The organism is Microbacterium sp. I2, assembly GCF_051364985.1.
In the GTDB taxonomy this organism is placed as follows: domain Bacteria; phylum Actinomycetota; class Actinomycetes; order Actinomycetales; family Microbacteriaceae; genus Microbacterium.
In genome coordinates, this window is record NZ_JBLWIH010000009.1 from 438,083 (window position 1) to 450,274 (window position 12,192).

The 12,192-nt window shown below is 67.1% G+C and carries 11 protein-coding genes; 8 read left to right on the forward strand and 3 right to left on the reverse strand.

The window, feature by feature from the left end:
- Positions 1-6 precede the first annotated feature (6 nt).
- Both ACLKM7_RS09105 and ACLKM7_RS09110 read right to left on the reverse strand, forming a co-directional pair.
- A complete protein-coding gene (locus ACLKM7_RS09105) occupies positions 7-681 on the reverse strand; it encodes a response regulator (RefSeq protein ID WP_436446877.1) in 675 nt (224 codons plus the stop codon).
- Entirely contained in the window at positions 678-1,856 is a 1,179-nt protein-coding gene (locus ACLKM7_RS09110) for a sensor histidine kinase (RefSeq protein WP_436446878.1), read from the reverse strand. Before ACLKM7_RS09110 ends, ACLKM7_RS09105 begins: the two co-directional genes overlap by 4 nt.
- 70 nt (positions 1,857-1,926) lie before the next feature.
- Here ACLKM7_RS09110 and glsA point away from each other — a divergent pair, with 70 nt between their 5' ends.
- From glsA to ACLKM7_RS09150, 8 genes are all read left to right on the forward strand, one after another.
- Complete coding sequence (glsA, locus tag ACLKM7_RS09115) at positions 1,927-2,925, forward strand: glutaminase A (RefSeq protein WP_436446879.1); 999 nt, start codon at positions 1,927-1,929, stop codon at positions 2,923-2,925.
- Positions 2,926-2,963: 38 nt separating this feature from the next.
- The gene (locus ACLKM7_RS09120; RefSeq protein WP_436446880.1) at positions 2,964-4,604 is read left to right on the forward strand and encodes an MFS transporter; all 1,641 of its coding nucleotides are present in this window, start codon (positions 2,964-2,966) and stop codon (positions 4,602-4,604) included.
- Positions 4,605-4,749: 145 nt separating this feature from the next.
- Positions 4,750-5,121, forward strand: a complete 372-nt coding sequence (locus ACLKM7_RS09125) for a PadR family transcriptional regulator (RefSeq protein ID WP_436446881.1) — start codon at positions 4,750-4,752, stop codon at positions 5,119-5,121.
- 1 nt (position 5,122) lies between these two features.
- On the forward strand, positions 5,123-5,491 hold the full coding sequence (locus ACLKM7_RS09130) for a DUF1048 domain-containing protein (RefSeq protein WP_436446882.1): 369 nt from the start codon (positions 5,123-5,125) through the stop codon (positions 5,489-5,491).
- Positions 5,488-6,306 (forward strand): ABC transporter ATP-binding protein, encoded by an 819-nt coding sequence (locus tag ACLKM7_RS09135; RefSeq protein WP_436446883.1) that lies wholly within the window; start codon positions 5,488-5,490, stop codon positions 6,304-6,306. The genes ACLKM7_RS09130 and ACLKM7_RS09135 overlap by 4 nt, the downstream gene beginning before the upstream one ends.
- Complete coding sequence (locus ACLKM7_RS09140) at positions 6,303-7,070, forward strand: ABC transporter permease (protein ID WP_436446884.1); 768 nt, start codon at positions 6,303-6,305, stop codon at positions 7,068-7,070. The genes ACLKM7_RS09135 and ACLKM7_RS09140 overlap by 4 nt, the downstream gene beginning before the upstream one ends.
- Before the next feature lie 393 nt (positions 7,071-7,463).
- Positions 7,464-8,531 carry a hypothetical protein gene (locus tag ACLKM7_RS09145; protein WP_436446885.1) on the forward strand — a complete coding sequence of 356 codons (1,068 nt, stop codon included), beginning with the start codon at positions 7,464-7,466 and terminating at the stop codon, positions 8,529-8,531.
- 55 nt (positions 8,532-8,586) lie between these two features.
- Positions 8,587-9,243, forward strand: coding sequence for a hypothetical protein (locus tag ACLKM7_RS09150; RefSeq protein ID WP_436446886.1), 657 nt, complete (start codon positions 8,587-8,589; stop codon positions 9,241-9,243).
- 72 nt (positions 9,244-9,315) lie between these two features.
- On the opposite strand, the gene ACLKM7_RS09155 is transcribed toward ACLKM7_RS09150, so the two are convergent.
- Positions 9,316-11,571 (reverse strand): tetratricopeptide repeat protein, encoded by a 2,256-nt coding sequence (locus ACLKM7_RS09155; protein ID WP_436446887.1) that lies wholly within the window; start codon positions 11,569-11,571, stop codon positions 9,316-9,318.
- Between the last annotated feature and the right edge of the window lie 621 nt (positions 11,572-12,192).

A 12,192-nucleotide genomic window follows, 5' to 3' on the forward strand; every position in this document is an offset into this window, starting at 1 on the left:
GGCGGCTCACCCGGCCGGGTGAGATCCGGGCTCGACGATGCCGTGCTCGTATGCCCAGATGACCACCTGGATGCGGTCGGCGAGCCCCAGTTTCGCGAGGATCGCCTTGACGTGGGTCTTCACGGTGTTCTCGGTGAGGTACAGGTCCCGGCCGATCTCGGCGTTGGAGGCGCCGCGCGCGAGGTGACGCATGACGTCGCGCTCGCGCGGGCTGAGGGTGTCCAGTGCCGCTCTTCCGGCAGCTGCGCCCGCGCGCTGTCGCACGTGGCCCAGCAGCGTCGCGGTGGCCCGCGGTGAGACGGCGGCATCGCCGGCCGCGACGCTCCGGATCGCTTCGGCGAGCGCGGCGGGCCGTGCGTCCTTGGTGAGGAACCCGCTCGCGCCCGCCTGAACCGCGGCGAAGACGTACTCGTCGATGTCGAACGTCGTCAGCACCAGCACACGGGTGCGCGGGCTCGCGCGCAGCACCTCGGCGGTGGCGCGGATGCCGTCCATTCCCGGCATCCGGATGTCCATCAGCACCACGTCGACCTGGTGCGCGCGCACGCCGGCGACGGCCGCCGCGCCGTCCGCTGCGGTCGCGACGACCTCGATGTCGTGCTCGGCACCCAGCACGGTGGCCAGGGCGTCGCGCAGCAGCTCCTGATCGTCTGCGAGCAGGACTCGGATCGGACGTTTCACGTCTCGTCCGTCAGCGGCATCGTGATCCGGATGCTCCATCCCCGCCCCCTTTCGATCTCCAGCGTGCCGCCGGCGTGACGCACGCGCTCGGCCATGCCCACGAGTCCTCTTCCCGCTCCGCCCGCATCGCGCGGGCCTGTGCCTCCGTCATCCGTCACCGACAGCACGACCTCGTCGTCGCGCCAGTCCAGCGCGACGGTCGCGGCAAGCGGCGGCTCGACGTGGCGCACCACGTTGGTCAGCGCCTCCTGGGCGGCGCGGAAGAGGGCGACCTCGGCATCCGGCGCGAGCGTGCGGGCGCGACCCGTTTCGCGGAACGAGATGCGGTGCGCGGGGGATGCGGCACCCGCGGCGAGCGCGGCGATGCCCGGCAGGCCCGCCACCGGCTCGATCTCGTCGGGGGAATCCAGCAGCCGCAGCATCCCCCGAAGTCCCTGCATCGCGGATCGTCCGGTCTCGGCCACGCGTTCGAGCGCCGCCGTCTGCGGTGGCCCGGGCGGCAGCACCTTGGCAGCCTCGACCTGCGCGATCATCACGGCGAGACCGTGCGACACGACGTCGTGCAGGTCGCGGCCGATCCGTGCCCTCTCCGCCTCGAGGGCATCGTCCACCTGCCGCCGGGCCCATTCGGCCGCCGCCGCACGCCGGCGTCGGGCGTCGCGCCCGAGCAGCCATCCGGCCACCACGACAGCGGCGAGCGCCACGCCTTCGAATACGATGCCGAGCGGCTGGGATGCCGCATTGGTCACCGCGTCGACGCCGGCGATGATGCCGGCCCCCGCGATGCCGACGGCGAGGGCGACCGCAGCGGTCGTCCTATCCTGCGTCGACGCGATCTGCCATTCCAGCAGTACGAACACGGCCGCCGACGGCACGAGCGCGGCGCTCGACATGCCCGCGACGCCTGTGGCGGCCAGTGCCAGCATGACCAGTGCGCCGATCGCGAAAGCGGTGCGCGGGAAGCGAACGCACAGGAAGCCCGCGATGTGGAGCATCCCGGCCAGCAGGCCGACCCGCAGGGCGATGGCGGTGCCGTGCTCCGGGGCCACCACCTGCACCAGGAGGGCGATCGTCAGCGGCAGGGCGAGGGCGCACAGCAGGGTCGCCGCCACGAAAGGCGCCACCCAGCCTCGCGCCGGTGCGCCGGCGGGCCGCTCCGATCCGGAGGTGCTCATGACCCCAGTCTTCCGTGCTCTGCGCCGGGGGTACCTCCCCCAGGAGGGTGAATGGCAATACCCTGAGCCCATGCGCGCGAGCGAGCTCGATGTCGGCGATGTCAGCCAGGTCGCCCGCACGGGCGCCGTGCCGCCCGGTCGCGACATTGACGAGCTGGTCGCCGCGGCGCACGCGCGCGGCCTGCGTCATGCCGAGGGGACCGTCGCCGATTACATCCCGATCCTGGCGCAGGCCGACCCCGAGCTGTTCGGGCTGTGCGTCGTGGACGTCGACGGGGGCGTCCACGAGGTCGGCGACACCGGCGCGCGCTTCTCCATCCAGTCGATCTCGAAGGCCTTCGTGTACGCACTGCTGTGCGACGCCCTCGGTCACGAGGAGGTCTTCGACGTCGTCGGCGTGAACAACACCGGCGCGGCCTTCAACTCCGTCGTCGCGATCGAGCTGAACGAGGGGCACCCGGGCAACCCGATGGTCAACGCGGGTGCCATCGCGACGACCGCGCTCATGCCCGGTGCGACGGCGGAGGAGAAATGGGAGGGCGTGCGCGGCGGGCTCTCGCGCTTCGCCGGCCGCGAGCTCGAGGTCGACGACGACGTCTATGAGTCTGAGACGCTCACCAATCAGCGCAACCGCGCCATCGCCCAGTTGCTGCAGAGCTACGACAGGATCCGCTCCGACCCCGCCGAGGCCGTCGACGTCTACACGCGACAGTGCTCTCTCCTCGTGGATGCCCACGACCTCGCCGTCATGGGCGCCACGTTGGCCGACGGAGGCGTCAACCCCGTGACTGGCGAACGCGTCGTGTCAGCCGACGTCTGCCGTGACACCCTCGCCGTGCTGGCCGCGAGCGGTCTCTACGAGCGCTCCGGCGAGTGGCTGTTCGAGATCGGGCTGCCCGGCAAATCCGGCGTCGCCGGAGGTCTTGTCACGGTCGCGCCGGGCAAGGCGGGCATCGGCGCGTACGCACCGCGCCTCGACAGCGCCGGCAACAGCGTGCGCGGGCAGATCGGCACCGCCTATCTGTCACGCGCACTGGGCTTGAACATCTTCGCCTCCGAACCCCACTGAGTCCTCACCTCCGACCCCCACTGAAGAGGAGACCTCGCATGACGACCACGACGGCCGACCAGGCCCCGGTCCAGGAAGCGCGCGCGTCCTGGATCCCGATGATCGGGCTGTTCCTCGCCCAGATCCTGATGTCCTACAACGTCTCGGCGCTGCCCGTGTCGCTGGGCGGCATGGTCGAGACGTTCCGGGTCCCGCCCACCGACGTGAGCACGGCCATCGTCACCTACGGTCTCGTCGTCGCCGCGCTGGTCATGGTCGGCGCGAAGATCGGGCAGCGGGTGGGCTGGGTGCTCATGTTCCGCATCGTCGTCGGCCTCTTCGCAGGCTCGGCGATCATGATGGTGTTCGGTCCGTCCGTGGGCTGGGTGATCGCCGCGCAGGCGGTGGCGGGGGCATCCGCGGCGATCATCGTGCCGTCGCTGGTCGCTCTCATCGCCGAGAACTATCACGGTCGCCAGCAGGAGACCGCCATCGGTTCGCTGGGGTCCGCGCGGGCGCTCGCCGGTGTCAGCGCGTTCCTCATCGGCGGCACCCTCGCGACGCTCGTCGGGTGGCGGCAGGTCTTCGTCGTCGTGCTGGTGATCGCGATCGCGGTGTTCGTGCTGAGCTTCCGCCTGCGCGGTGCGCCGGGCAACCCGGGCATCAAGATCGACCTGGTAGCGGCGCTGCTGATCGGCCTCGGCATCGTCGCGCTCACGCTCGGAGTCAACAACCTCAACAGCTGGGGCCTGCTCGTCGCGCGGCCCGATGCCCCGTTCGACATCCTCGGACTCTCGCCGGCACCGTTGCTGATCCTGATCGGCCTTGTGCTGGTTCAGCTCTTCTTTCTCTGGACGCGGCGCCGCACGAAGGCCGGCAAGGTGCCGCTGGTGAGCCTGTCGGTCTTCGGCTCCAGTCGCGAGAGGGCAGCGGTGTACGCGATGTTCATCGTCGTGGCGCTCGAGGCCGCGCTGAACTTCACGATCCCGCTCTACATCCAGATCGTGCAGGGGCGCACTCCGTTCGACACCTCGCTCGCGATGCTGCCGTTCAACCTCACGGTCTTCTTCACGGCGATGCTCGTGGTGCGGTTCTACCGGCGCTTCTCGCCGCGCGCGATCGGGATGTTCTCGTTCGGCCTGACCACGGTGGCGCTGGTGTGGCTGGCGTTCGTCGTGACGAACAACTGGGAGACGCTGCCCACCATCCTCGGGCTGTTCGTCTTCGGCGTCGGGCAGGGCGCCCTGGTGACCCTGGTGTTCAATGTGCTCGTCACGGCATCGCCGAAGGAGCTCGCCGGCGATGTCGGCTCGGTGCGAGGCACCACGCAGAACCTCGCCTCGGCAGTCGGCACCGCCGTCGCCGGTGCTCTGCTGGTGGGCATGCTGAGCGTGAACGTCATCTCGTCGCTGGCCGACCATCCCGAGATCCCCCCGGAGCTCGCGTCGCAAGTCGACCTCGACCGTGTGAACTTCGTCAGCAACGACCGCCTCCACGAGGTGCTCGAGCAGACCGACGCCACGCCGGCGCAGGTCGACGCCGCCGTCGCCCTCAACGAGGAGGCGCGGTTGAGCGCCCTCAAGCTGGGGCTGCTGATCCTCGCGGGCGTCAGCGCGCTGGCGATCGTGCCGGCGAGCCGACTGCCGAATTTCCGGCCGGGAGAGATCCCCGAGTCGGTCGCCACCGGCGCCACGGACTGACAGCGCCAGCACGGGACGGATGCCGCAGCATCCGTCCCCTTCTGCGTGCCCGGAAAAACTTGGTACTTGGTGTTGCCAAGTACCAGTACCTAGTGTTACCGTTTAGTGGTAGTCAGCAACACAGAGTAGATCGGAGGTGACTGCGATGGGCAATCAGATGACGGAGATGCTGAAGGGCACTCTCGAGGGCATCGTGCTTGCGATCCTGGCCGAACGCCCGGCGTACGGCTACGAGATCACGGCGCGTCTGCGCGACCAGGGCTTCTCGGACATCGTCGAGGGCACCGTCTACGCCCTCCTGGTGCGCATCGAGCAGCGGGGGTTCGTGGACGTGGAGAAGGTCCCGTCCGAGAAGGGACCGCCGCGCAAGGTGTACTCGCTCAACGCGAGCGGGCGCGAGCAGCTCGAAGACTTCTGGGGGACGTGGAGCTTCCTCTCGGAGCGGATCGAACAGCTCCACAACAACAACCAGGCAGATGACGACAACCACAGCCAGACCGAGAAGGAAGAGAACTGACATGGCCGCGAAATGGATCGAGTTCCTGACCGGATCTCTCGAGCAGAAGAAGCAGTACAGGCAGTACAAGGCGCGGATCAACGCGCTGCCCGAACCGTACGGCGCCGTCGCGAAGGCGACCGAGCGCTACCTCATGTACTCGGGGTTCCCGACCGAGGGCGACGTCATGATGACGATGCTCGGTGACTTCGCCGACCTGTGGGACCGCGCGGCGGCCGACGGGACGCCGGTGCGCGACATCGTCGGCGACGACCCCGTCGAGTTCGCCGAGACGTTCGCCGCCGCCTACGACGCCACCCAGTGGATCGACAAGGAGCGTGCTCGCCTGAAGCGGGCGATCGCCGACGCAGAAGAAGGAGAGCAGAAATGACCACCGCTGCAGCCATCCAGGTGAAGGGCCTGGAGAAGTCGTACAAAGAACTGAACGTGCTGCGTGGCGTCGACTTCGACGTGGCGCGGGGCAGCATCTTCGCCCTGCTGGGCTCGAACGGAGCGGGCAAGACCACGGTGATCAGAATCCTTGCGACGCTGTTGAAGGCGGATGCCGGATCCGCGATCGTGCACGGCTTCGACGTCGCCGGGCAGCCCGGCGACGTACGGGAGTCGATCAGCCTGACCGGCCAGTTCGCCGCCGTCGACGAAGTGCTCACCGGGCGTGAGAACCTCGCGCTCGTCGCGAAGCTGCGCCACCTCAAGAACCCGGGCGCGGTGGCCGACGACCTGCTCGCCCGCTTCTCGCTCACCGATGCCGGCGGCCGCAGGGCCGGGACCTACTCCGGCGGCATGCGCCGTCGGCTCGACATCGCGATGAGCCTCATCGGCAACCCGCCGGTGATCTTCCTCGACGAGCCGACCACGGGCCTGGACCCGGAGGCGCGCCTCGAGGTGTGGGGCGCGGTCAAAGAGCTCGCACGCGGCGGCACCACGGTGCTGCTGACCACGCAGTACCTCGACGAGGCCGAGCAGCTCGCCGACCGCATCGCGATCCTCCACGAGGGCCGCATCATCGTCAACGGCACGCTGGCAGAGCTCAAGCAGCTGCTGCCGCCGGCCAAGGTCGAGTACGTCGAGAAGCAGCCGAGCCTCGAGGAGATCTTCTTCGCGGTCGTCGGCAACCGCACCACCGGTTCCGGCGCCACTGTCTCGGCGCCGGCCGTCACCAACACGAGTAAGGAGCGATCATGAGCGCCACCACCCATTTCGCCGGCGACACCGCCGTCCTGACCGGTCGCTCGCTGACCCACATCCTGCGCAGCCCCGACACGATCATCACCACCGCGGTGACCCCGGTCGCCCTGATGCTGCTGTTCACCTACGTCTTCGGCGGGGCGATCGACACCGGCCAGGGCTCGTATATCGACTACATGCTGCCCGGCATCCTGCTGATCACGATCGCATCGGGGATCGCGTACACCGCGTACCGCCTGTTCCTCGACATGCAGGGCGGGATCTTCGAGCGGTTCCAGTCCATGCCGATCGCACGGTCCTCCGTGCTGTGGGCGCACGTGCTCACCTCGCTCGTCGCGAACGTCATCTCGCTCGTGATCGTGGTCGGCGTCGGGCTGCTCATGGGATTCCGCACCGGTGCAAGTGTGCTGGAGTGGCTCGCGGTCGCCGGCATCCTGATCCTGTTCACGCTTGCGCTGACGTGGATCGCCGTGATCGCGGGGCTGTCGGCGAAGACCGTGGACGGTGCGAGCGCGTTCTCGTACCCGCTCATCTTCCTGCCGTTCATCAGCTCGGCATTCGTGCCCACCGACACGATGCCGGCGCCGGTGGCCTGGTTCGCCGAGAACCAGCCCGTCACGTCGATCGTCAACTCCCTCCGCAGCATCTTCGCGGGCGAGCCGGTCGGCAACGACATCTGGGTCGCACTGGCCTGGTGCGTCGGCATCCTGATCGTCGCCTACATCGGCGCGATGGCGATCTACCGCAAGAAGATCAGCTGAGCGTGAGCCGTCGCGACACGGTCGAAAGCCCCGCGATCCCTGAATCCAGGGATCGCGGGGCTTCCGCGCGTGTCGGCGCAGGCGTTGCAAAGACATCGGCGCATCGACTGACGCCTTGCCGGTGGTTGACTTGATGCCGCGTTTGTCGCACAGCAGCTGATGCCCGGTGCCGACGCGCCCCCGCGGGTGCTGAGCCGATCGTATGGCGTACCTTGGCGTGCGTAGTGACCGGGCGGGCTAAACGTGCACCTCGTGATCTCGCGGAGGGGCTGCGTGGCTACTCCCCCCCACGGCAGCCGGCGGAGGCGCCTGTCACGCTCGGTACGCGACCGGCCAACGTGCGCAAGAGATGCAGTCTGCGACGGTGGAGCGGTAATCGGGCAAGGTGGGATGGTGACCGATCTCGTGGACGCCCTCATGCGGGGGCCGCGCGGCCGTCGGCTGTGCCTGGAGTACGTGATGCGAACTGATGAATCGGTGCGCTCAGCGGTGTTCTGGCTTGGTCGCCAGCAGGATGCCCCTCCGGGAGTGCAGCGTCGACGATTCGTCGGCGACGATTCCGCCCATCAAGAGCCTCCCACGTACACCAGCGAAGAGGTGGCGGCGCTCATCGACGGCGTCATGCTTGCCACAGCCCGTGAGGACATCGTCCGGGAGGCGTTGCAGACCACAGTTGACCTAGCTCGGTACTGGCAGGAGCCCGATGGTGAGGACGTCCTGGCGGCCCATCCCGCAGTACGGGACGCGCTCCGTCACGTCGCCGAGCTCGTAGTGGCAGCGATCCCAGACCTGACCGCGACACGCACAACCGTGCAGTGGGCGGTCGACTGGCGCCCCCTGAGCGACGCCGCGCCCCTGGAGCCGAAGCCCGCGGCGGTCCTCGCGGAATGGACGCGCGACCAACGCGAGGACGAAGCGAGATCAGCGCGGGAGCGTCCCGCGAACCCGCACGCGAACTGGTCGGGGACGTGGTGGTCGGTTCCGCAGAGACTACTCACTACGCGAGGTAGCGTCCTGGATGCCCTCGAGCTGGTCGAAGACTCCCTCGGCTGGGAGGTCGCAACGATCATCCCGGTGCGCGGGGCGGGGCGGACGCTTGAGATCACGTCGCCCGAAGACTGGGCCGACCTATGCCGCCACTACCCGATGGAGATCACCGCATCCCGTCGACACGACTGGTTCCGAGTCACCCGACGTGACGGGAGGTGGCTGATCCCCGATTGGCAGCGCGTCGCTGAGCGATGGGACGCCGTGCACCTCACGACGCTCGGGTACCTCTCGGCAGCCACCCAGTTCATCGAGCTCGACGCGGAATACGGATCAGTGATCGCCGGCTGGGCGCCCGACTCCACGATCTGGCTCACCGATGTCGCTCGCGAGTGGAATGAGCCGCGCGAAGAATGGACCCGTCCAAGAAACGATTGGCGCTGGTCTCATACGCCCCAACCCGGTGCCCGCTGAGCGACCCTTCACGGGCTGCGCGACACGGGGCGTTGCGGCGGATAGCGTCGTGAGGGTGGCGGCCAAGTCGATGGATGATGCGCGCTCGAACGCGACGGAAGTCCGGAGTGCGCGCGGTCCGGAAGCCGCGGTGGCGGTCCTGCTCGGCGGCGTCTTGGCTTTCTTCTTCGGGTGGTGGGCGCTCGGCCTTGTACGGGAGACGCTGCACTTCAACTGTTCGTGGGGTATCGGCGGGGAGTGGGGTCCGGTGGGCACGTGGGTGTGCGCCGACGGCATCGGCTACCTCGGAGTGGCCGTGGTGCTCGGGGGTATGTCAGCTGTGCTGGTGGTGGCCGGGCTTCTGGTCGCCGTGGCGAGGCCGTCGCGCGGTCGCGCGGTCGTGTTCCTGGTATTCGCCTCGATCTCGCTCGGGTGGATCGGATGGTGGACGTACTACGCCGCGACCTTCTACTCCGGGTCCCGGCCGGCCGGCGAGACGGGATGGGGCCTGTGGGTCGCGGCCGTGCTGCCCAGCATCATCCTGTGCACGATCGGCCTGGTTGTCGGAGCCGTCGGCGCTCTGACGTCGCGCCGATGGTCATCGGTCGCATCGTGGTGCGGAGCCGGCATGACGATCATCGGGACGGCGCTCCAGCTCGGCCTCGGCATCGCCACCTTCGTCTCGGCCGGGATGCTGGTAGCGGCTGGAGTGGGGCGGGCACACGTACGCTGAGCCACTCGCGATCGTTCGCGCGACACCTCCGTGAAGCGTCGTCGAGCAGCACACCGGGCCCAATAACCTGAGCTAATCGGTCTGGCGCCCCGGAGGGTCATCGGACTCATGCCAGTCCGCCATCACGCGGTCGTAGTTTGGCAGTACTTCAGGTTTGAGCGTTGTCATCCAATGCTCGATCTCGAGTGAGTTGTCGTTTCGAAGCCTGCGAAACATCGCGACCGCTTCCTCGGAGCGTCCTTGCAGGCTGACAGATAGGGCCAGTCCGGCGCGGTCCGCGACTGATTCACGCCTCCTAACCAAGACCTGGAAGACTTGCTCGGCCTCCTCGAACTGCGAGTTGTTTACATACGCCGCCCCGAGGTTGAACAGGATCCCCGCGTCGTCATCGTTGACGAGTATCCGTCGATATAGCTGGGCGGCACCTTCCCAGTCCTCAGTCGAGAAGAGCGCAGATGCGCGAGCGTGAAGCACCTTCGGATCGTCCGGCCCCAGAGCTTGCGAAAGGGTGTCGAGGTCAGCGGCCGCACCATCGGTGTCACCAAGCATGTTCCGCGCTTGAAGTCGATGGCCGAGAGCAGAGACGTTCGTTGGGTCGATCTGCAATGCCATGTCAAGATCCGCGAGGGCAATATCAAGGTCACCACGCTCCGTATTGAGGCATCCCCTACTCACCCGCAGGCGGACATCCTCTGGTTCGCGGCGGATCGCGGCAGAGATGTCAGCGAGCGACTCATCCAGCCTTCCAATGCTGCGGTAAAGGGCCGATCGACTGGCAAGGGCTGCAAACTGATTGGCCCACGGCCGATCGATCGCAACGTAGAACGCGTCAATTGCGGCCGGAATGTCGCCCATAGCTCGGAGACAGAGCCCACGCCGGTATGAGACCTCGGGAGAGTCAGGTTGCATGCGGTCGGCTTCGTCGAGAGCGTCGAGAGCCTTGCGAAACAGCCTCAGTTGCGCGTAGACACTTCCGGCCAACGCCAACAGTCGTGATCGGTCCTCGTCATCCACTGCCGACGCCAAGGCAAGCGCGAGCACAGGCTCGGCTTCGGCCCCGCGACCAGTCCGCAGCAGCGTGCTAATCCAGACCCAGTAGGTGTGTACGACACTTGTGCCCAAGCCGATCGCTTGTGCGAACACGTCCTCCGACTCCTCAGTCCGATCTAGATCCGCCAGCGTCTCAGCAAGGTGCGCCATTGCATCGGCGTGATCGGGCCTGAGATCGATCACGCGGGCAAAGTCTTCGGACGCGCCGATTACGTCGTCGAGTCGTTGGCGAATGAACGCTCGTGCGAGATGGGCGTTGGCAGTCGACTCGAATTCAATTGCGGCTGAGTACTCGGATGCCGCGGCGAGGTTCTGTCCGGAACGGCGAAGCGCGTCGGCCCGCCGAAGGTGTACTCGGCGTCGCGGTACGCCAAGGTCGAGCGCGCAGGCGAAATCCTCCTCAGCGCCTTCGGTATCCCCCAACTGGTATCTCGCGGCAGCTCGCCACAGATGAGCTTCCGCATTGCCAGCCTTCTTCTCGATAACAAAGTCAAAGTCAGCGAGTGCCGACTCCGCGTCGCGTGCGCGAAGCCTCGACCTTCCCATCGCTGTCACGGCTTGCAATGCAACGCGATCTCCATCGTCGAGCAGCATGTCGATCAAGACCTCGGATGGCGAAAGGTCGTGGCCGGTTCCGTCCTGGAAGCCGAGTAGGGCCCGACCTCGTTCCATCCGGCGCAGGGGGTCCGTCGGGCTGAGGTCGATAGCACGGTCAAATGCTTCCAGCGCCTCTGCGCGGCGACCCAACCCATAGAGCGCGGCACCCCGCAAGGGATTCACCGCGACTGCACTGAGAGGGACTGAATTAGACCGATCCAGTTCCTCGAGCGCTTCGGTATACCACTCCGCGGCAACGCAGATCTCGGCACGGAGGATTCGCCACCATGGATTGTCGGAGTCAAGGCTGATTGCACGAGTCGCAGAATCCATCGCTTCCTCGTACCGGCCAAGCCCCATCAGCGCATGCGCCCTAAATGCATGGGCCCATGGCCAAGAAGGCGTGCGCCGAGTTACCTCCTCAAGGAATGAGAGTGCAGCTGCTGCCTCGCCTGCCTTGTGACGTGCGATCGCGGTCGCAGCGACGTGGACGACGCTCGCACGAAGTCGCCGATCAAGGTCGTCACCCACCCAGCGATAGTCCGCGATGCCGAGGGCGAGAATTCCAGCGTCTACGACCAGAAAGAATCCGACAGCGAATGTTCCGCCTGTCCACTCGAAGGGGTTCATTGAAAACGTCAGGCCCGAGGTTGCGCCCTCGACCGTGGCAAGCGCAACCATCAGCCCAAGAGTCACCGACGCTAACACGAGTGTCCATTTGCCGATGGGATCCTTTCGATCCGCCTGAAGTAGACCCTCTGATGCGGCGAGGACCTCGCCGTCAGTGACAACTCGGTCGATTGCTCCCGCTCGAGAAAGCTCGGCGACCACAGCGTCCGAGCGAGCGAGGGCCCGATCTCGTTCAGCCCGAAGTCGCAGAGAGCTGAACCCGATCAGAAAGGTCGTTGCGGCCAGTCCCGTCGCAAGTGCCTCAGCAATCCAATTCACGATCGAGAGTCAATCACTAACAAGACCAAGAGGCCGTGGCGCGCGGGTACTGCCGCAAAGATCCTCGCGATTGGCGTTGCTCGCAGTCAGGTCGGACAGCCGGCGGCCGTCCACGACCCGCCAGGACGGGCGAGGACAGGCCACATCGACAGAGCGGAACACCCAGGGATCGCGAACGAACGCGCTCTGATCCGCCCACTAGTTACCGCTTGCGCGCAGTGCCCGCAGACGGATCGGCGGATTCAAGCGGTCATCGCAACAGGATGTTACCGATGACTTCGTTCGGGGTTTGGAACTCTAGTCGTTTGCGGGGTCGGTCGTTGAGCTCGGCGGCGACTGCGTCGAGGTGCGCCT